General features: G+C 53.0%; 18 protein-coding genes. 13 read left to right on the top strand and 5 right to left on the bottom strand.

The annotated features are described in order from the left end of the window. The first annotated feature begins 203 nt into the window (after positions 1–203). The 5 genes from aceE to ACVBEF_RS06810 all read left to right on the top strand — a co-directional run bounded on the left by aceE (position 204) and on the right by ACVBEF_RS06810 (position 7,452). Positions 204–2,900, top strand: coding sequence for a pyruvate dehydrogenase (acetyl-transferring), homodimeric type (gene aceE, locus ACVBEF_RS06830; RefSeq protein ID WP_447123181.1), 2,697 nt, complete (start codon positions 204–206; stop codon positions 2,898–2,900). Positions 2,901–3,082: 182 nt separating this feature from the next. Next, on the top strand, positions 3,083–4,729 hold the full coding sequence (aceF, locus tag ACVBEF_RS06825; RefSeq protein ID WP_447123180.1) for a dihydrolipoyllysine-residue acetyltransferase: 1,647 nt from the start codon (positions 3,083–3,085) through the stop codon (positions 4,727–4,729). A gap of 149 nt (positions 4,730–4,878) precedes the next feature. Continuing rightward, complete coding sequence (gene lpdA / locus ACVBEF_RS06820; RefSeq protein ID WP_447123179.1) at positions 4,879–6,645, top strand: dihydrolipoyl dehydrogenase; 1,767 nt, start codon at positions 4,879–4,881, stop codon at positions 6,643–6,645. 103 nt (positions 6,646–6,748) lie between these two features. After that, entirely contained in the window at positions 6,749–7,051 is a 303-nt protein-coding gene (locus tag ACVBEF_RS06815) for an antitoxin (protein WP_447123178.1), read from the top strand. Continuing rightward, positions 7,051–7,452, top strand: a complete 402-nt coding sequence (locus ACVBEF_RS06810) for a type II toxin-antitoxin system VapC family toxin (protein ID WP_447123177.1) — start codon at positions 7,051–7,053, stop codon at positions 7,450–7,452. Before ACVBEF_RS06815 ends, ACVBEF_RS06810 begins: the two co-directional genes overlap by 1 nt. A gap of 44 nt (positions 7,453–7,496) precedes the next feature. Here the strand turns inward: ACVBEF_RS06810 and ACVBEF_RS06805 are convergent, their stop codons facing one another. The 3 genes from ACVBEF_RS06805 to ACVBEF_RS06795 form a co-directional block, all read right to left on the bottom strand. After that, positions 7,497–7,997, bottom strand: a complete 501-nt coding sequence (locus tag ACVBEF_RS06805; protein WP_447123176.1) for a C40 family peptidase — start codon at positions 7,995–7,997, stop codon at positions 7,497–7,499. 17 nt (positions 7,998–8,014) lie between these two features. Then, the gene (locus ACVBEF_RS06800; RefSeq protein WP_447123175.1) at positions 8,015–9,229 is read right to left on the bottom strand and encodes an acetylornithine transaminase; all 1,215 of its coding nucleotides are present in this window, start codon (positions 9,227–9,229) and stop codon (positions 8,015–8,017) included. Positions 9,230–9,455: 226 nt separating this feature from the next. Further along, entirely contained in the window at positions 9,456–10,481 is a 1,026-nt protein-coding gene (locus ACVBEF_RS06795; RefSeq protein ID WP_447123174.1) for a CDP-6-deoxy-delta-3,4-glucoseen reductase, read from the bottom strand. A gap of 12 nt (positions 10,482–10,493) precedes the next feature. On the opposite strand from ACVBEF_RS06795, the gene ACVBEF_RS06790 reads away from it, so the two are divergent. The 5 genes from ACVBEF_RS06790 (at position 10,494) to ACVBEF_RS06770 (ending at position 15,083) form a co-directional block, all read left to right on the top strand. Next, on the top strand, positions 10,494–11,393 hold the full coding sequence (locus tag ACVBEF_RS06790; RefSeq protein WP_447123173.1) for an SDR family oxidoreductase: 900 nt from the start codon (positions 10,494–10,496) through the stop codon (positions 11,391–11,393). Between the two features lie 186 nt (positions 11,394–11,579). Next, positions 11,580–12,353 (top strand): ABC transporter ATP-binding protein, encoded by a 774-nt coding sequence (locus ACVBEF_RS06785; protein WP_447123172.1) that lies wholly within the window; start codon positions 11,580–11,582, stop codon positions 12,351–12,353. A gap of 2 nt (positions 12,354–12,355) precedes the next feature. Beyond that, positions 12,356–13,360: an ABC transporter substrate-binding protein gene (locus ACVBEF_RS06780; protein ID WP_447123197.1), complete on the top strand. Its 1,005-nt coding sequence runs from the start codon at positions 12,356–12,358 to the stop codon at positions 13,358–13,360. Positions 13,361–13,478: 118 nt separating this feature from the next. Beyond that, the gene (locus tag ACVBEF_RS06775; protein ID WP_447123171.1) at positions 13,479–14,252 is read left to right on the top strand and encodes an ABC transporter permease; all 774 of its coding nucleotides are present in this window, start codon (positions 13,479–13,481) and stop codon (positions 14,250–14,252) included. 15 nt (positions 14,253–14,267) lie between these two features. Next, positions 14,268–15,083 (top strand): ABC transporter substrate-binding protein, encoded by an 816-nt coding sequence (locus tag ACVBEF_RS06770; RefSeq protein ID WP_447123196.1) that lies wholly within the window; start codon positions 14,268–14,270, stop codon positions 15,081–15,083. A 5-nt stretch (positions 15,084–15,088) separates the two neighbouring features. On the opposite strand, the gene ACVBEF_RS06765 is transcribed toward ACVBEF_RS06770, so the two are convergent. Next, positions 15,089–15,349, bottom strand: coding sequence for a hypothetical protein (locus ACVBEF_RS06765; protein ID WP_447123170.1), 261 nt, complete (start codon positions 15,347–15,349; stop codon positions 15,089–15,091). Here ACVBEF_RS06765 and ACVBEF_RS06760 point away from each other — a divergent pair. The 3 genes from ACVBEF_RS06760 (at position 15,348) to ACVBEF_RS06750 (ending at position 18,626) form a co-directional block, all read left to right on the top strand. Beyond that, entirely contained in the window at positions 15,348–16,478 is a 1,131-nt protein-coding gene (locus ACVBEF_RS06760; protein WP_447123169.1) for a branched-chain amino acid ABC transporter substrate-binding protein, read from the top strand. The two genes, ACVBEF_RS06765 and ACVBEF_RS06760, sit on opposite strands and share 2 nt — an antisense overlap. A gap of 159 nt (positions 16,479–16,637) precedes the next feature. After that, entirely contained in the window at positions 16,638–17,648 is a 1,011-nt protein-coding gene (lhpH, locus tag ACVBEF_RS06755; RefSeq protein WP_447123168.1) for a trans-3-hydroxy-L-proline dehydratase, read from the top strand. A gap of 54 nt (positions 17,649–17,702) precedes the next feature. Next, positions 17,703–18,626: a delta(1)-pyrroline-2-carboxylate reductase family protein gene (locus ACVBEF_RS06750; RefSeq protein WP_447123167.1), complete on the top strand. Its 924-nt coding sequence runs from the start codon at positions 17,703–17,705 to the stop codon at positions 18,624–18,626. Between the two features lie 290 nt (positions 18,627–18,916). On the opposite strand, the gene ACVBEF_RS06745 is transcribed toward ACVBEF_RS06750, so the two are convergent. Beyond that, complete coding sequence (locus ACVBEF_RS06745; protein WP_447123166.1) at positions 18,917–19,381, bottom strand: rhodanese-like domain-containing protein; 465 nt, start codon at positions 19,379–19,381, stop codon at positions 18,917–18,919. Positions 19,382–19,544 lie beyond the last annotated feature (163 nt).

Here is a 19,544-nt window from a genome sequence, read left to right as displayed (position 1 = left end):
TTATGTTGCTGTGCCGCATAATTTCATATTGTGAAAACTAATATCGCCATTTGAAAAACAAAAAAGTCTCTGTTAGAATTCGCGGCATCGCCTATATTGATCGTCCGTAGGTGTGTATTTTCCGAATTGATGTCCGTCCGTTTTGCTGCCCGATGTCAAAAAAATCGGTGTAAAACGCTTAAATAACTCAGGAGACTCCGCATATGTCAGCCCAGCTCGAACAGGTTTTGGCGCAAGCCACCAATGATCCAGATGTCATCGAAACGAAAGAATGGCTAGACGCGCTTGAAGCCGTCATCGAAACTGAAGGGCCTGAACGGGCGCATTATCTTATGGAGCGTATGACTGATCTGGCGCGCCGTCGCGGTGCACAGATTCCTTTCTCCAGCAACACGGCTTACGTCAATACCATACCCGCCCACATGGGCGAACCTTGCCCTGGAAATCTGGAAATCGAAGAGCGTCTGCGCTCGTGGATGCGTTGGAACGCGATGGCGATGGTGGTCAAGGCCAATCGTCTGGACGGCGACCTGGGTGGCCATTTGTCGAGCTTTGCCTCGCTGGCAAACATGCTGGGGATCGGCTTTAACCATTTTTGGCACGCGCCTTCTGAAGATCATGGCGGCGATCTGCTTTACATTCAGGGCCATTCCTCGCCCGGCGTCTACGCCCGTGCCTTCCTGGAAGGCCGTCTGACCGAAGAGCAAATGCTGCATTTCCGGCGCGAAGTCGATGGCAAGGGTTTGTCCTCGTATCCGCATCCAAAACTGATGCCGACTTTCTGGCAATTCCCGACCGTCTCGATGGGCCTGGGACCGCTGATGGCGATCTATCAGGCGCGCTTCCTCAAATACCTGCACGCACGCAGCATTGCTGATACCGCTAACCGCAAAGTCTGGGCATTCTGCGGCGATGGTGAGATGGACGAGCCAGAATCGATGGGTGCTATCGGTATGGCCGGTCGTGAAAAACTCGACAATCTGGTCATCGTTGTTAACTGTAACTTGCAACGTCTGGATGGCCCGGTACGCGGCAACGGTAAGATCATCCAGGAGCTGGAGTCGGACTTCCGCGGCGCTGGCTGGAATGTCGTCAAAGTCATCTGGGGCGCAGGTTGGGACGATCTGCTGGCACGCGACAAAGAAGGTATTTTGCAGCAAGTCATGATGGATACGGTCGATGGTGAATATCAGAACTACAAAGCCAAAGACGGTGCCTTCGTGCGCAAAAACTTCTTCGGTAAGCATCCAAAATTGCTGGAATTAGTCAGCAAAATGTCGGATGACGATATCTGGCATCTGACCCGTGGCGGTCACGATCCACACAAGATTTACGCAGCGTTTAAAGTCGCACAAGAACACAAAGGTCAGCCGACCGTCTTGCTGGTCAAGAGTATCAAAGGCTACGGTTTCGGCAAATCCGGCGAAGCGCGCAACACTGCGCACAACACCAAAAAACTCGACGACGAAGCGATCAAAGCTATGCGTGATCGTTTCCAGTTGCCGATTCCCGATGATCAGTTGGCAGCAGTACCGTTCTTCAAGCCAGCCGACGACACCCCGGAAATGATTTATCTGCACGAGCGCCGCAAAGCCCTCGGCGGTTTCCTGCCGCAACGCCGCATGAAAGCCGATGAAGAGTTGATCGTGCCGCCGCTGGAGTCGTTCAAAGCCGTGCTGGAACCCACCGCCGAAGGCCGTGAAATCTCCACGACCCAAGCCTACGTGCGCATCTTGACCACCTTGCTGCGCGACCCTAGTCTGGGTCAGCGCATCGTACCGATCATGGTCGATGAATCGCGCACTTTCGGGATGGAAGGCCTGTTCCGTCAAATCGGTATTTTCAGTCAAGTCGGTCAGCTCTACGAACCGGTCGATAAAGATCAGGTCATGTATTACCGCGAAGATAAAGCCGGTCAGATTTTGCAAGAAGGTATTAACGAAGCGGGCGGTATGAGTTCATGGATCGCTGCGGCGACGTCGTACTCGACCAATAACCGCGTCATGATTCCGTTCTATACCTACTACTCGATGTTCGGTTTCCAGCGTATTGGCGACCTGGCATGGGCGGCAGGCGATATGCGTGCACGCGGTTTCCTGATCGGTGGTACAGCAGGACGGACTACGTTGAACGGCGAAGGCTTGCAACACGAAGATGGTCACAGCCATGTGATTGCTTCGACGATTCCGAACTGCGTGCCTTACGATCCAACCTTCTCGCACGAAGTCGCAGTCATCATGCATGACGGTCTGCGTCGCATGGTCACCAATCAGGAAGACGTGTTTTATTACCTGACTTTGATGAATGAGAACTACAGCCACCCGGGCCTCAAGCCGGGTAGTGAAGAAGGCATCATCAAAGGTCTGTATCTGTTGCAAGAAGGCGGCAAAGAAAACAAACTGCGTGTACAACTAATGGGTTCGGGCACGATTCTGCGCGAAGTCATCGAAGGCGCGGCCTTGCTGGAACAAGACTGGGGTATCAATGCCGACGTCTGGTCAGCACCGTCGTTCACACTGCTGGCCCGCGATGGTCAGGACGTTGAGCGCTGGAACATGCTGCATCCGACTGATGCGCCGCGCGTGGCGCACATTACTGCGTGCCTGACTGACACCAGCGGCCCGATCATTGTTTCCACCGACTACATGCGTACCTACGCCGAGCAAGTACGTGCGTTTGTGCCGAATGGCCGGACTTACAAAGTATTGGGAACCGATGGTTTCGGTCGTTCCGATACGCGTGCCAAGTTGCGTGAGTTCTTTGAAGTGAACCGCTATTTTGTGGTGATCTCGGCGCTGAAAGCACTGGCAGACGAAGGCAAGATTAAGGCTACAGTGGTTGCGGAAGCGATTACCAAGTACGGCATTAATCCTGAAAAGCTTAATCCAGTCACACAATAAGCACTTCCCATGCGCCTTTGAGCTGCACGGTGGCAAGGTCTGATACTTTCTATAACCTTGACCACCGGGCTGTATTTTGAGGCGAGTCGGAAATACGGCAAAACTAAAAATCATCTTGCATGCAGCCCGCCGCTGTTTTTACATCGGCGAATGCGCTGCGAGAGAACAAATGGAGCTAAGCGATGAGTATGGTGGAAGTTAAAGTCCCGGATATTGGCGACGTTAAAGACGTTGAAGTCATTGAAGTTATGGTCAAAGTCGGCGATACGATCAAGATTGATCAATCGCTGGCAACGCTGGAAACCGACAAGGCCAGCATGGAGATTCCTTCGACGCAGGCCGGCGTCGTCAAAGAATTAAAAATCAAAGTCGGCGACAAAGTCAGTGAAGGCTCGCTGATTCTGATCGTCGAAGCAGCGGCTTCTGCTGCTGCACCGACTGCTGCGCCAGTTTCTCCGGCGGCTCCTGCCCCGGCAGCGCCAGTTGCACCAGTGGGGCCAGTGGCAGCACCCTTAGCACCAGCCGGTCTGGTCGAGGTAAAAGTACCCGATATCGGTGATGTCAAAGACGTTGAAGTCATTGAAGTGATGGTCAAGGTCGGCGATACGATCAAGGTCGATCAGTCACTGGCCACACTGGAAACCGACAAGGCCAGCATGGAAATTCCGTCGACCCAGGCCGGTGTCGTCAAAGAAATGAGAATCAAAGTCGGCGATAAAGTCAGCGAAGGCTCGCTGATTCTGATCGTCGAAGCTGTTGGCAACGCAGCGGCAGCAACGCCCTCAGCGCCAGTAGCTGCACCAGCGGCGATCGCAGCGACAACTACATCTGTGCCTGCTGCGGCTCCTGTACCTGCTCCAGTGGCTCCGGCGCCAGTCGTCAACACCAATGGCGCAGTCCCCCACGCATCGCCATCCGTCCGTAAATTCGCACGCGAACTCGGTGTTGACTTGGGTCGTACTGCTGGCACGGGACCAAAGGGACGCATTCTGCAAGAAGACGTACAAAACTACGTTAAAGGGATCGTCGCCGGTGCCATCGCTCAGCCAGCCGCAAGCACAGCAAGCAAGGGCAGTAGCGTTGGATTGGATCTATTGCCGTGGCCATCGCTAGACTTCGCCAAATTCGGGACAACCGAATTATTGCCGTTGTCCCGCATCAAAAAAATCAGCGGCCCGAATTTGCACCGCAACTGGGTCATGATTCCGCATGTCACACAGTTCGATGAAGCGGATGTCACTGACCTGGAAGAATTCCGCAAAGACGCGAATGCCGCCTACGCTAAATCCAAATCCAGCGTCAAACTGACCATGCTGGCGTTTGTGATCAAGGCCAGTATCGCAGCGCTGAAGAAATTCCCCGCGTTCAATGCATCGCTGGACGCTGCCGGTGAAAACCTGATTCTTAAGCAGTATTACAACATCGGTTTCGCCGCAGATACGCCGAACGGCTTGGTCGTCCCGGTCATCAAAAATGCCGATCAAAAAGGCATCGCACAGATCGCGCAAGAAATGGGCGATCTGTCGGCGCTGGCACGCGACGGAAAATTGAAGGGGCCGGATATGCAAGGCGCCAGCTTCACTATTTCTTCGCTGGGCGGGATCGGCGGTACAGCATTTACGCCGATTATCAATGCGCCTGAAGTGGCGATTCTGGGCTTGTCGAAAGCGGCGATCAAACCGGTCTGGGACGGCAAGCAATTTGTGCCGCGCCTGATGATGCCGATGTCGCTGTCTTACGATCACCGTGTGGTTGACGGTGCGATGGGCGCGCGTTTTAGCGTCTATCTGGGCGAAGTGCTGGCTGATATGCGTAAAACGTTGCTGTAATAATGGCTTTTGGCGGCTCTGAAAAGTGAAACGAATCGGACGATAAGAGATCCCTCTTTTCGTCCGATGTGCCACTAAGAATGCGTCAGCCGCCAAGCGACTACCAATACCACTCCCCGTGCGGGAAAATAAAAATGGAGCAGAACCCTATGAGTATGGTTGACACGGTCGAAGTCAAGGTCCCCGATATCGGCGACTTCAAGGAAGTTGAAATCATTGAATTGCTGGTTAAAGTGGGCGATACCGTTAAAGTCGATCAGTCGCTGATCACGGTGGAGTCTGACAAGGCCAGCATGGAAATCCCCTCCAGCCATGCCGGTGTGGTCAAAGAAATCAAAGTCAAAGTGGGCGAAAAAATCGCCGAAGGTTCGGTCATTCTGACAGTCGAAGCTGCTGGCGTGAGTGCTGCTCCTGCCGCTCCTGCTGCGCCTGTGTCGGCCCCTGCACCGGTGACGGCACCAGCCGCCGCCAGTTTCTCCGGCAGCGCCGATATCGAATGCGATACCGTGGTCCTGGGCGCAGGGCCGGGCGGTTACACCGCGGCTTTCCGTGCCGCTGATCTGGGACAAAAAGTCGTCCTGATCGAGCGCTATGCCGACCTCGGTGGCGTTTGTCTCAACGTCGGCTGCATCCCGTCGAAGGCTTTGCTGCACGCGGCTAAAGTCATTACCGAAGCCGAAGAAATGGCGCATTTCGGCGTCAAGATGTCGGCCCCTGAGATCGATATCAACGCCTTGCGCGGCTGGAAAGAAAGCATCATCAAAAAGCTGACCGGTGGCCTCACCGGTTTGTCTAAAGCCCGCAAAGTGCAAATCGTCACCGGCAAGGCCGAGTTTGGTTCGGCCAACACCATCGTTGTCCAAACAGCAGACGGCCCGAAAGTCGTTGGCTTTAAAAATGCGATTATTGCCGCCGGTTCATCGGTCGCCAAAATTCCAGGATTTCCCTACGACGATCCACGCCTGATTGACTCCACCGGCGCGTTGGAATTACGCCAGATTCCGAAAACTTTACTCGTCATCGGTGGCGGCATTATCGGTCTGGAAATGGCCTGTGTATATGACGCTCTGGGTTCCAAAGTAACGGTGGTGGAATTTGCCGATGGCCTGATTCCTGCCGCAGACCGTGACATCGTCAAGCCACTGCAAAAGCGTATCGAAAAACGTTACACCGCGATTTACCTGAAAACCAAAGTCACCAAGCTCGAAGCATTGCCAGAAGGCTTACGCGCAACATTTGAAGGTGCCGACGGCAATACCAATTTCCCCGCTGAGCCGCAATTATTCGACATGGTCCTGGTTGCTGTTGGCCGTCGTCCTAACGGTAAAGAAATCGCCGCTGAAAAAGCGGGCGTGATCGTCAATGATCGTGGTTTTATTCCGGCCGACAAACAGCAACGTACCAACGTCACCCATATCTTCGCCATTGGCGACGTCTGCGGCGATCCCATGCTGGCGCACAAGGCAACCAACGAAGCCAAAGTTGCTGCCGAAGTCATCGGTGGTCACAAGGTCGCGTTCGATGCGATGACGATTCCGTCAGTGGCCTACACTGACCCCGAAATCGCGTGGATGGGTTTGACCGAAACCGAAGCCAAGGCCAAAGGCATTCCGTACGAGAAAGCCAATTTCCCATGGGCAGCCAGTGGCCGTGCATTGGCAATGGGCCGCGACGATGGCATGACCAAGTTGTTGTGGGATCCAACCACTAAACGCATCATCGGTGCGGGTATCGTCGGCGTGAATGCCGGTGAATTATTGGCAGAAACCGTGTTGGCGATGGAAATGGGCGCGGATCTGGAAGACCTGGCGTTGACTATTCATGCGCATCCGACCTTGTCTGAGACGCCGATGTTTGCGGCTGAAATGGGTTTGGGGACGATTACGGATTTGTTTATTCCTGCGAAGAAGAAGTAATTATTTGCAGCAAGGCTGGCTTTGAACGGCGATGTTTTGACTGGTTCGACTTTGGTAAGAATTAAGTATATACTCGGGCATATACTTTAAGCCGGACTGGAGCATGATCATGATAGAAACACGTACTGCCAAATTGTTCAAGAACGGGGCCAGCCAAGCCGTTCGTCTTCCGATGGAATTTCGTTTCGAGGGTGATGAGGTCTATGTCACACGTGACGATGCAACCGGCGATGTGGTCTTATCGACACGCCCGGGTGCCAAAATCTGGAACGCGTTTTTTGAGTTATTGCACGACATTCCTGTACCAGCCAATTTCATGGCAGAGCGTCCTTTAAATGTATTGGCGCAAGAAAGAGGCATCTTTGATGAAGAGCTTCCTTTGTCCGGTATTGAAGGGAAGCCCTGATGCTACACATGCTCGATACCGACACAACAAGTTATCTTATCAAGGGAAAATCGGCGGCAATAGAAGCTCAACTTGCGGCACTGGTCCCGGCGATGGTGTGCATTTCAGTGATGACACGGGCTGAATTGTTATACGGATTAAAGCGATTACCCGACGAACATCGGTTGCACTTAGCGGTACGCCAGTTTCTTAAGATCGTCCGCGTGTTGCCCTGGGATGTCGAAGCGACTGATTGGTACGCTGAAATTCGTCATCAACTTGTTAGTACCGGGCAACCTATCGGCGAACTGGACATGATGATTGCGGCGCATTCATTGTCAGCGGGGGCGGTGCTGGTGACAAATAACCGTCGTCACTACGAGCGAATCGCAGCGCCGCTGGTTCTGGAAAACTGGGTGTAGTATTTTTGGATCAGGCCTTTTTGGGTCCGGTCCATTTTTACGCCCTAATCAAAATACCGCCGCACAGACTCAAACCGCTGTGCGTAATATTTAGCCTCAAGCCGGTCAATTCTGACCTTGCCATTGGTCGATGGCGCATTGATAAAACGCCCATCCCCGATATAAATCCCGACATGTGAAAACGCCCGGTTCATGGTGTTGAAAAACACCAGATCGCCAGGGCGTATTTGACTGACCGGTATTTCCCGACCTTGCCGGGCGATCATGGCGGCGCTGCCTATAACGTTTAATCCGGCAGCCTGTTTGAAAACATAGGTCACCATTCCGCTGCAATCCAAACCTGCCTCAGGATTTTTACCGCCGAAGCGGTAATCGGTATCGATTAGTCCGAGAGAATAAATGACGATTTCATTGCCAATATCGCTCGGTGCAACGCTGGAGTTGAGGTAAGCGTCAGCGCTCGGCGTTTGTCGGATATTGCTGCCGCCACCACACGCGGCAAGCAGCAACGCGCAGCAACAGAGCAACAGGGTCCGTATTTTCATCGGCTGGCCGAAAAGCATCACTGAGTAGCGTTCTTGCTAATCTGATCCAGCACTTCCGACAACATACTGATCATCTGATCAATTTCTGCGATGGTGACATTGAGCGCAGGCATGAAGCGCAGCAAATTAGGGCGCGGTGAGTTCAGCAGTAAACCGACCGGTCCCATATCGCGGGCGATATCGACGATTTGCGGGCCGATATCTTTGCCGAGTTTGAGTGCGCGTAGCAAGCCTTCGCCACGTTCGCCTTCCATGCCGTATTTTTCAGAGAGCTTGCACAATGCGGCGCTCAGATAGGTGCTTTTATCGTTTACCGATTGCATGAAGCCGGGCGCTAGCAATGTTTTCAGGACCGCAGTGCCCACGGCTGTCATCAACGGATTACCGTTGTAAGTGCCGCCTTGGTCGCCCGGTTCAAAGCAGGCAATTTCCTCACGCGCCAACAAGGCCGCCAGTGGCACGCCGCCGCCGATACCTTTGCCCAAGGTCATGATGTCTGGCTCAATGCCTGCAAGCTGATAGGCGAACAAAGCACCAGTACGGCCCATGCCAGCTTGTACTTCATCAACGATCAGCAGCAGGCCGTGTTTTTTGGTTAAAGCGCGCAGGCCTTGCATAAATTCACGGGTTGCCGGGATCACGCCACCTTCGCCTTGGACTGGTTCTAGCATGACGGCCACGGTGTTGTCGGTGATCAGACTTTCGACGCTGGCGAGATCATTGAAATCGGCTTTTGGAAAGCCCGGTACTTGCGGCGCGAAGATAGTATCCCAGCCCGGTTTGCCGCTGGCCGACATCGTTGCCAGCGTGCGGCCGTGGAAGCTGTGATCGAACGTGATGATTTCAAAGCGATTGTGGCCTGCTTTATTGGGATTTTTTTTGCCCCATTTACGCGCCAGTTTGATCGCGCCTTCGTTGGCTTCTGCGCCGCTATTGGCAAAAAATACGCGATCGAAACAGGAGTTGGCAGTCAACAACGAGGCCAACTCAATCGACGGCGCGTTGTAAAAGGCTGGCGATGGATTGAGGATTTTTTTCGATTGTGCAACTAGCGCATCCTGGATGCACTGCGGTGCGTGTCCCAGCGCGTTGACCGCCCAGCCTTGCAGGAAGTCCAGATAGCGTTTACCAGCATGATCGGTCATCCACATGCCACTGCCTTCAGTGAATACCAGCGGCGGGCGGTTGGTGATGTACATCAAATCGTTGGTGGCAAACTGGCTGAATTCCATGATGGGGCTCCGGGTAAACATTACTTTTAAATTAAGTCATGACAAAAAAAAACCACAGGCATGGCCTGTGGCTTCGTGATCAAAAAACGCTCACGCGCACGGGATACCGGGCTGGGGTAGCTGGCTTCGGCGTCGCAAGAGTTTATTGATAGTATTCATGAGGCTCATGGTAGGGCCTTTTATGAAACGCGTCAAAAAGTTTTTCAGCTCTGGCCGATATGACGCATTACTGCGACAAATCAGCTTCCGATGTGAACGCATCGGCATAAAACTCTTCAGCCGGCAATTTGCACAAGCCGATAAAGTCACGCTGGGCCGACTCCACCACGATAGGCGCGCCGCAGGCATAGACTTGATAGCCAGATAAATCAGCAAAATCGGTCATGACTGCCTGATGCACAAAGCCCGTGCGACCGGTCCATTGATCCTCTGCCTGCGCGTTTGATATCACTGGTGCGTAGGTAAAGTGGGGAAGGGTGCGTGCCCACTCTTCGCACAGCGCGTGCATGTAAAGATCCTGCGGTCGGCGACCGCCCCAATACAGCGTCATCGGGCGGGTCGATTCGTTATGAATCATTTGCTCGATGATGGCCTTGATGGGCGCAAAGCCGGTGCCGGAGGCGAGCAAAATCATCGGTTTTTCTGAGTCCTCGCGCAGGAAGAACGTCCCCAACGGCCCTTCAAAACGCAAAATATCGCGCTCTTTCAGAGTGCTAAATACCTGATCGGTAAACAAGCCGCCGGGCATGTGGCGAATATGCAGCGTGACGTGCGCGTTGTTGTGTGGCGCGTTCGCCATGCTGTAACTGCGGCGTTTGCCATCGCGCAGCATAAATTCGATATATTGCCCGGCCAGATACTGAAACGGCTCAGCGGCTGGCAATTGCAGCGACAGCACGACGACATCGTCGGCTACTTTTTCAATGCTGGCGACTCGGCTCGGCATTTTGCGAATCGGAAATTCGCCTGCGCCTGCGACTTCGCGCGCTTCGATGGTCACGTCGGAGTGCGGCGTGGCGCAGCAAAATAAGGAAAATCCCAGCGCTTCTTCGCTCACCGGCAGTGCTTTTTCCTGATGCGCGCTATGGGTGACGCTACCGGCAATGAGCTTGCCCTTGCAAGAACTACACGCACCATTTTTGCAACCGTAAGGCAAGCCCACCCCAGCGCGTATCGCTGCGCTTAAAATGGTTTCGCTCTCGTCGCAAGTGAATTGTCGACCACTAGGCTGAACCGTTACCTGAAAACTCATACAATCCTGACTATGAAAAAATTAATACAAAATACAACTATGTTTGGTAAGCCGCGCTTGCTGATATTGGGGTGCGGTGACGTTGGCATGCGTTTGTTGCCGCTATTGCAACGACGCTTCAGGGTGTTTGCCGTCACCAGTCAGGCTGCCCGTTTTGCCGAATTGCGTGCCGCTGGTGCGCATCCGATACTTGCCAATCTGGATCAACCGCATACCTTGGCGCGTTTGAGTCGGTTAGCGCGTATTGTTGTACATCTGGCACCGCCGCAATCGAGCGGTACTAAAGATCAACGCACCCGCAATCTGGCCGCTATTTTACCCGACCAAACGACGCTTGTTTATATCAGTACCAGCGGTGTGTACGGCGATTGCGATGGCCGCGTGATCGATGAGACGCAACCGGTCAATCCACATAATCCCCGTGCGTTACGTCGTGTTGATGCTGAGCAAGTTTTGCGGGCATGGGCTAAGCGGCGCTCCGGGCGTTTGTCGATTCTGCGCGTGCCGGGAATCTATGCGTCCAATCGCCTGCCCATCGAGCGCCTGCAAAAAGGTACACCGGCCTTGCGTTCTGAGGATGACGTCTATACCAACCATATTCATGCCGACGATCTGGCGCAGATTATTGTCGCGGCGATTTTTAAGGCCGCACCTTCCCGGGTGTATCACGCGGTGGATGATTCCGAGATGAAAATGGCTGCCTATTTCGATGCCGTGGCCGAGGCTTACGGCTTGCCGCTTGCCCCACGCTTGCCACGGGCAGAGCTGGCGCAGCAGGTTTCGCCGATGCTGTTATCCTTTATGTCGGAGTCGCGCCGCCTGCAAAATCAGCGCATCAAAGCGGAGCTGGGCGTGCGCTTGCGTTACCCGGATGTGCGTCAGGCGTTGGCGCAGATGGCTGCTGAGGCTTAATGCTTTGATTTCATCGATCAAAAAACATGCTTAAGACTTATCTGATGCGCGTTTCTCGCATAAGTATAAAACCTAAAAATTCTTGTGAGGTTAGCAAAATACCCATAAAGTGCGGTACGTAAAGCATTCTTGCCTGTCTGCCCGCCTTCGAATCCCATCAAGAAATCAAACCATCGCTGATCGCCAATGAAATTATCTTTTAATCACGTTCATAAACAGTATTCAGGTTTGCCTGTCGTTGATGATTTCAACTGCGAGATCGAAGATGGCGAACTGGTTGCCTTAGTCGGCCCCTCTGGCTGCGGAAAATCAACCTTGTTACATTTGGCAGCAGGCTTGGCCGAGTCCAGCAGCGGCAGCGTCCTGGCTGACGGCAAACAAATAACCGGCCCACATCCCGAGCGGATGCTGATGTTTCAGGAAAATGCCTTATATCCGTGGCTGACCTTGGAGGCCAATGTGGCCCTGGCGCTGGAATTACAAAAAATCAGCAAAACCGAAGCCCGTACCCAAGCGCGTGCATGGCTGGAGAAAGTCAATTTGCAAGGTTTTGAGGCGTATTACCCGCATCAGGTTTCCGGCGGCATGCGTCAACGTGCAGCGCTGGCGCGGGCCTTTATTACCAAGCCGCAAGCGCTGTTGCTCGATGAACCTTTCGGTGCGCTCGATGCATTAACCCGCATGACCTTACAAGATGCGCTGCGCCAGTTGATCCGTGCTGAGCGTCCTACCGTCTTGCTGGTCACGCACGATGTGGATGAGGCGCTGTTTCTGGCCGACCGGATTCTGGTGTTTAGTCCACGTCCGGCCAAGGTGCTGCGTGAATTCAATCTGACCCATCACGAAAAGACCCACGATCTGTCTGCGTTTTCGACAATTCGCCGGGAAATATTATGTTTGCTTGGCATTCATGCCGAGCAAGACGCACTAGCTAAAACCCTTGAAGGAGTAGGCGTATGAAGATGATGTTGAAAAAACTGTTACTGGTCCCAGCGTTATTGGTATTGACGATGGCGCTGACCACACAGGCCTCTGCTGCCGAAAAATTCAAGATCGGTTATCTGCGCGTAATGGACGATGCGCAAGCAATCGCTGCATTTGAAGGCGGACTGTACAAAAAGTATGGCCTTGATGTTGAGCTTGTTGAATTCAAATCCGGTACTGATCTGATCAAGGCAATCCTTGGCGGACAAATGGATACCGGCGTATTGGGCTTTACCAATGCGGTTGCTTGGGCCTCCAAAGGCGCAGACCTGAAAGTCGTCGCCGGTGCGCAGCACGGTTACCACGCCTTGGTCGTGCGCGACGACAGCGGCATCAAAGACGTGGCCGGTCTGAAAGGTAAGACGCTGGCCTCTCAGGCTGAGGGCAGTACTGCTGACACCGTCCTGAAGGGCGTCACCCTCAAAGGCGTGGGTCTGAAAGCGGACGATGTCAATATCGTCGGCGTCAGTCCGCAAGTAGCTGTGCAGTCGCTGGTTGGCAAGCGTGTGGATGCAGCATTTTTGTTCGAGCCGCAAGCCAGCATCGCCAAACTGGTCGCACCGGTCACGCAGATTTATGAAGTTGGCGCAGTCTGGCCATTCCCTTGCATGGTGGTCATTACCTCGGGCGCTACGCTAGCTAAGCGCCGCGATGCTGTCTGGAAATCGCTGGACGCGCAGGAAGAGGCGATTCAGTTGCTGACCAAAGACCCGGTTGCTGCATCGAAACTCATCTCCAGTTACTTTATTGCCGAGCCAACGCTCAAAACCTTGAAGCATGGTGACTTGGCGCGGGACGTCGTCATTACCGACGCGATTAAAACCCAAACCTTTAATGCGGCGTTGAAACCTAAAGAATTAGCCCGGATGCAGGAGTTGGCAAATATTTTGCAAGATCAGGGTTCACTCAAAACCCGCGATGGAAAACCGTTTGATGTGAATCAAATTGTTGATCTGGATTGGCAGAAAGCGCGCAAGCTGTAGCCGTGTCGCGATTTTTCCGTATTGTCTCCGAGGGAGTCCGATCGGCTCCTGATATTCATTCATCAAGGTGGCCGGCCAATTGCCGGCCATCGTACTTTTAAGCGGTTTTACATTCACTATGAGTGCTCCGATTCGTGTTGCCGGTTATCGTAAAAAGTTGGCGATGTTGCTGGCGATCGTCTTTATTCTGTTCGGTTGGCAGTGCGCCGCCTGGTCGCTGCCGGATTACTTGATGCCGGGGGTCGTTACCGTGCTGCATCGGTTGTGGGAAGAAATTCAAACGCCCGGTTTTCAAGCCGCGTTATCGGGCAGTCTGACTCGTTTGGGAGCCGGTTACGCCGCAGCGCTAGTGCTCGGGATTGGCTTTGGCCTCATTGGTGCGGTGCTGTTTTTCTTCCGTGAAGTATTGAAGTCCGCGATCATCATTTTGCAATCGATTCCGTCGATTGCCTGGGTCCCGTTATTCTTGATTTTGATGGGATTCGGTAATTTGCCGATTATCGTGGTGGTCGCCATCGCGGCCTTTTTTCCGGCGGCCTTAAGCGTGATGAATGCCACCGAAAGCGTGCAGCAAGTGCACGTCTCGGCAGCCCGGGTAATGGGCGCAAATCGTTGGGATATGCTTAAGCGCGTGTATCTGCCGGCGGTCATGCCGGAGTTGATTACCGGCGCGCAACTGGCGTTCGGCAACGCCTGGCGGGCCCTGATCTCGGCTGAAATGCTCATTGGATTCGGCAAGGGACTGGGACGCACGCTGGCCTATTCAGGTGAAACCGCCGACATGGTTGGCGTGATGACCAATATTCTGGTCATCGCCATGTTGGCCGCACTGATCGATCAATTTGTTCTTGAAAATCTCAAGCATCGGCTGTTGCGTTATCAGTACGTCTGACGCCATTCCTTGACCATGAAAATCCTGCTGCGTACTTTGCTGACGTTATTGAGCACATGCGTTCTGACGCAACCGGCCCATGCCAGCGACAGTGTTGCGCGCATCAAACCACGCAGTCAATTGGTCGTTGGTGTGGCCTACGTTGCCCCACTTTATCGTGCCGGGCAAAAGTACCGTACGCCTGAAAACGTCAATGAAGAGGCGACGCAAGCAATGGCGAAGCAACTTGATTTAAGCGTGTCGACTATCGTGGTGACGTCACAAAATCGTCTTTCATTACTCACATCAGGTAATGTCGATGCGTTGTTGATACGGGTGTCTGACCTTGCGCTTGCGCGCTTGCGGCGCACGTTCAAAGTGGAGCCGACCGGCTATCAGGACCAACCCAAATTAATCATGCGCAGCGACACCGATATCAAACAATGGTCGCAGCTCAAAGGTCGCAGCGTTTGTATATCCGAAGGCAGCTCTTATGTCGGCAGCCTGCATGCGCGTTACGGCGCGCGTGAGCAAGTCATGAAAGCACCCGCCGACACTCTATTGGCGCTGCGGGTCGGTAACTGCGACGCCACCGTGCACGACGCTGGCATGTTGGATCAGATGCTCAAGCTGCCTGAGTGGAAAAAGTTTTCTGCGAGCTTGCCGTTGGCAGGAACTATGACCCGTCTGGTATGGGTACTGCGCCCGGAGGACGACGCGTTGCATCGTGTTGTTGTGGATTTGATGGACGAGTGGCGTTTGAATGACTATTGGGCGATTGCGCGCAAGAGATGGGTCAATGATGTTGCTTTTGAGGTCTATCTGGATCAGAACGTCCCCGATTGTCATTAATACTCTTACAAAAATAGCCTATTTCTCAGGCGATTAATCACCAGCTTTTTTTGCTCGGTAGCGACATTTTTTCCTGTGGAAAACACTACAATCTCTCCTTTTTCACCATTGAATCTATGGGGAAGTTGTATTACAAAAAAATTAAATCTGGTGGCTACCCTGCTAGGATTGCGAACTGCAAATGGAACTATGAGAGCCGCACTCTCACCGGTTGCACGCCCATCATAAGAATTAATCATATAAATACAGACGAAAGGAAAAGCCATGTACGCACGGACTAAATTGTTGACGGTGTTATTAGCAGCCCTCCCGGCAATCGCTATGGCGCAGGAGACGCAAATAGTGCAGATCGGTTTCAGCGGTCCGCTGACAGGTCCCCAGGCACAAGCAGGTACGGATAATCAAGGCGGGTTGCAAATGGCAATCGACAAATTGAATACCGAAGGTTTGGTGATCGGCGGTAAAAAAATTCAGTTTAAAGTTCAGATGGAAGACGATCAGGCAGATCCACGCCAAGGCGTCAATGTTGCGCAAAAACTTGCCGATGCGCACGTCAAGGCCATCATCGGACCTTATAACTCCGGTGTGACTATCCCTGCATCAAAAGTCTATAACGACAGCGGTATCGTGATGGCAACGGTGGCCTCGAATCCGAAAATCACCCTGCAAGGCTTCAACAACGTCTTCCGCGTCGCAGCCAGCGATAGCCAGCTAGGCGGCAAGATGGCGTTGTATGCAGCAAAGGAACTCAAACTCAAGCAAGTCGCTATCATTGATGACCGTACAGCCTACGGCCAAGGTGTGGCAGAAGAGTTTAAAAAAGTTGCTTTGGCGAACGGTATGAAAGTCGTCAGTAATGATTTTACAAACGATAAAGCGACTGATTTCACCGCTATCCTGACCTCAATCAAATCGAAAAAACCTGATGCGATCTTCTATGGCGGCTATTCGCCACAAGGCGGTCCAATGATCCGTCAGATGAAGCAACTGGGTCTGAGTAACATCAAGTTTCTGGGCGGTGACGGTATTTGCGCACCACAAATGGGAGAACTTGGTGGTGACGCCATTACTGATCAGGTCTATTGCACCCAAGGCGGCGCGATGCTAGACAAACTCGCCAGCGGCAAGGTATTTGCGGATGAATATCAGAAGCGCTTCAATCGTCCTGCTCAAACCTATGCTGCATCGTTTTATGACGGCATGATGGTCGTGGCGCAGGCCATGAAAGAGGCTAATTCAGTTGAGCCGAAACAATACGTTGCCGCATTGTCGAAGATTAAATACAAAGGCGTCACCGGGATGTATGAATTTGATGCCAATCATGATCTGAAGCAATCGCCGGTGACCGTGTTCCACTTCAAGGATGGTTTGCCGATTGCGTTGACCAGCTATTAATCAACTATTAATTAGCTTTTATATGGCGGCACCGCAATGGTCGTTATAGCTGGCTAGTAATTAAAAATGTCGTCCCCGGATTTCGGGGACGACATTTTCATTTGTGATGTTGATGTGCGGATTCATTCAGTCTTACCGATTAATTAAGAGGACAGCATTATGTTGAACACGATACGGACCATCCACACAGTCGATGCGCACACCGGTGGCGAACCTTTGCGCATAGTGACGTCCGGCCTGCCGCCAGTGCCGGGAGAGACGATACTGGAACGACGCGCATGGCTAGAAAAAAACCGTGACGATGTCAGGCAATTTCTCATGAATGAACCACGCGGCCATGCCGATATGTATGGCGCCTATTTATTACCAGCGGTGACAAAGGAAGCTGACTTTGGGGTGGTATTTATACACAACGAAGGTTATAGCGATATGTGCGGACACGGCATCATTGCGTTGGGGAAAGTGCTGGTCGAGCTGCACCATGTTGAGCGCACAATCCCGTTGACCCGGATAGGCTTCGATACGCCAGCCGGTTTTATTGAAGCGCAAGTTGAGTGGGATGGCGTACGCGTAGGCAACGTTACTTTCCGCAATGTTCCAGCCTTTATTTATCAGCGTGATGTCGAAGTCGATACAACCAGTTTCGGAAAAATTACCGGTGATATCGTATTCGGCGGTGCTTTCTATTACTACATCAACGCCGATCAGGCCAACGTGCAAGTCAAGCCAGAGCAAGTGCGCACGCTGATTCAACTCGGCGCAGAAACGAAAGCAGCAGTAAAAGCCAAAGTCAAGATTCAGCATCCGACCGAGTCCGGTCTCAATACGCTGTACGGCACGATTATCGATGGCGCACCGAATCATCCGAGCGCTGATCAAGCTAACGTCTGTATTTTTGCCGACCGTGAAGTCGATCGTTCGCCAACCGGCACCGGCACCTCGGGCCGCGCTGCGCAATTATTTTTAAGAGGCCGCTTAGCGCTCAATACGCCGCTGGTCAATGAAAGCATCGTCGGCAGTTGCTTTAGCGTGCGCGTTATCGGCACCACCAAGGTCGGCGATGTTGATGCCGTATTGACCGAAGTGACCGGCAATGCCCATATCATGGGTTTCAATCAATGGGTATTGGAGGAGAGTGATCCGTTTCCATTAGGATTCTTTTTACGCTAATCCAGTCCCGCTATCTACGCTATACGTTATTTAAAGCTGAAAGGTCGAGTCAATATGCATATCCTCAATGCGCAACAAACCGAAGCCGCCTTACCGTATTGCGCCCTGGTCCCGGCCATCGCGCTTGCCGCACAGCAGTTGCGCGACGGCCACATTAACGCACCGGAGCGGATGGTGGTTGAGATCGATGCAGCCAGCGTGCTGTTATGCATGCCCGCTATCGGCGCTGAGTTAAGCGTAACCAAACTGATCACCGTTCACGCTAATAATGCCGGTCACCAACTCCCCGCCATTCAGGGCGAATTGATCGTGTTTGAAACCGGCACAGGTAGGCGTCTGGCGTTGCTCGACGGCCCGGTGGTGTCCGCGCGTCGCACGGCGGCAGTGACCTTGCTGGGCATACAAACGTTGCTGCCACGCAAGCCGACATCGGCGTTGCTGATCGGTACTGGCGTCCAGGCGGCGGCCCATGCCCAGGCGCTGGTGGACTATTTTGGCGTCAACACGTTTTGGATTGCTGCGCGTGATCTGGCTAAAACAAAGACATTTTGTGCGACGTTGCAGCAGCATTATCCGCACCTGACGATCCATCCGATTGCCGCTGACACACTCGAGACAGCCTTGCCAGCGACCGATGTTGTCATTGCTCTGACGACCTCGACAGCGGCCGTTATCCCGGCCCATATCAGTGCAGATACTCTGGCCATTGGCGTCGGGGCATTCAAGCCCGATATGGTTGAGTTTCCTGTCGAACTATTGCACACACGCACTATTGTTGTGGACTATCTGGCCGGTGCCAGGCTCGAAGCAGGGGATTTGTTGCAAGCGAAAGTGGATTGGTCAGCGGTGCGCGCGTTGCCCGAAGTATTGATGCAAGCATTGCCTCGCATGGAAACGTTGCCGGTATTTAAAACGGTCGGTCATGCCGCCTGGGATTTGGCCGCAGCACGCGTGGCGATTGCGTCATTGGGAGGCTAAAAGTTACTGCCATTGGGTTGTATGTGTGATGGGCGTCCACTGGTGCAAGGCGGGTAGCTAAAAGTGCAGGAAAATCTCCCGCAGAGTATAAAAAAATGCACCCCATGCCATCAGTCGATGACAAGCTTAAAGATCATTCATGTATATGCCAGTGCGATGCCAGTGTGATGCCGGTGCGACTGCAATAACAATACAGAAATGATCGTCAATAGCCACATCGCCCACTCAGACATCAGTGAGACGTCAGTGGGCGATGTTGTTTTACATGTTGCAGTACCACTTAAATACCGCTAAGCCCCCATCCACGGCAAACCAGCCTTGCACCATCCGCCGACAGTTTTGCGATGTCCGGCAGCATCTTTATCCCCTTCGAAGCCCTCCAAAATATTAAAGCAATTGGTATAGCCATGTTCCGTTGCCAGTGTCGCAGCGTAACGCGAACGCACGCCCGAACGACACAGGAAGAGCAGCGTCGTCCCTTTTTCTGCCACCTGGGCTAATTGGCTTAAAAAATCCGGGTTTTGCACGCCACCCGGATATTGCGTCCATTGGATGGCCGCATGCTGTTTGTCAGGGATGGCAACGCGACCGACCCAGTCGCGTTCAGCATTGGTGCGCACATCGACCAATAGCGCCCCCGGGCTTTCCTCCAGTAGTGCGTATGTTTCTGCGGCAGTGAGCGCCCCGGCATAGGTCAATTTTTCTTCTTGACCGCGTTTGCGGCCCATTTCCAGCAAGTTGGCGACGGTAGGCATGGTTTGTCTCCTTAAAAAATGATTTAAACGATGAAACTATTATTCATCAAAAAGAGCATCGCGGTTTTTCGCGCAGCGCATTTCCCTGCTTTTTCACGTAACGCAATCGCTACCGTAACCGTAACGACACTTACATCCGGACGCTAAGTTTCTTACATTGCTT

The organism is Glaciimonas sp. GG7 (genome assembly GCF_052976905.1).
Note: the sequence above shows the minus strand (reverse complement) of the source record. Positions and strands in the feature narration are given on the sequence as shown.

Coding starts and splice junctions, on each gene's coding strand:
- aceE (WP_447123181.1), top strand. CDS start 204: ATGTCAGCCCAGCTCGAACAGGTTTTGGCGCAAGCCACCAATGATCCA.
- aceF (WP_447123180.1), top strand. CDS start 3,083: ATGAGTATGGTGGAAGTTAAAGTCCCGGATATTGGCGACGTTAAAGAC.
- lpdA (WP_447123179.1), top strand. CDS start 4,879: ATGAGTATGGTTGACACGGTCGAAGTCAAGGTCCCCGATATCGGCGAC.
- ACVBEF_RS06815 (WP_447123178.1), top strand. CDS start 6,749: ATGATCATGATAGAAACACGTACTGCCAAATTGTTCAAGAACGGGGCC.
- ACVBEF_RS06810 (WP_447123177.1), top strand. CDS start 7,051: ATGCTACACATGCTCGATACCGACACAACAAGTTATCTTATCAAGGGA.
- ACVBEF_RS06805 (WP_447123176.1), bottom strand. CDS start 7,997: ATGAAAATACGGACCCTGTTGCTCTGTTGCTGCGCGTTGCTGCTTGCC.
- ACVBEF_RS06800 (WP_447123175.1), bottom strand. CDS start 9,229: ATGGAATTCAGCCAGTTTGCCACCAACGATTTGATGTACATCACCAAC.
- ACVBEF_RS06795 (WP_447123174.1), bottom strand. CDS start 10,481: ATGAGTTTTCAGGTAACGGTTCAGCCTAGTGGTCGACAATTCACTTGC.
- ACVBEF_RS06790 (WP_447123173.1), top strand. CDS start 10,494: ATGAAAAAATTAATACAAAATACAACTATGTTTGGTAAGCCGCGCTTG.
- ACVBEF_RS06785 (WP_447123172.1), top strand. CDS start 11,580: ATGAAATTATCTTTTAATCACGTTCATAAACAGTATTCAGGTTTGCCT.
- ACVBEF_RS06780 (WP_447123197.1), top strand. CDS start 12,356: ATGATGTTGAAAAAACTGTTACTGGTCCCAGCGTTATTGGTATTGACG.
- ACVBEF_RS06775 (WP_447123171.1), top strand. CDS start 13,479: ATGAGTGCTCCGATTCGTGTTGCCGGTTATCGTAAAAAGTTGGCGATG.
- ACVBEF_RS06770 (WP_447123196.1), top strand. CDS start 14,268: ATGAAAATCCTGCTGCGTACTTTGCTGACGTTATTGAGCACATGCGTT.
- ACVBEF_RS06760 (WP_447123169.1), top strand. CDS start 15,348: ATGTACGCACGGACTAAATTGTTGACGGTGTTATTAGCAGCCCTCCCG.
- ACVBEF_RS06765 (WP_447123170.1), bottom strand. CDS start 15,349: ATGGCTTTTCCTTTCGTCTGTATTTATATGATTAATTCTTATGATGGG.
- lhpH (WP_447123168.1), top strand. CDS start 16,638: ATGTTGAACACGATACGGACCATCCACACAGTCGATGCGCACACCGGT.
- ACVBEF_RS06750 (WP_447123167.1), top strand. CDS start 17,703: ATGCATATCCTCAATGCGCAACAAACCGAAGCCGCCTTACCGTATTGC.
- ACVBEF_RS06745 (WP_447123166.1), bottom strand. CDS start 19,381: ATGCCTACCGTCGCCAACTTGCTGGAAATGGGCCGCAAACGCGGTCAA.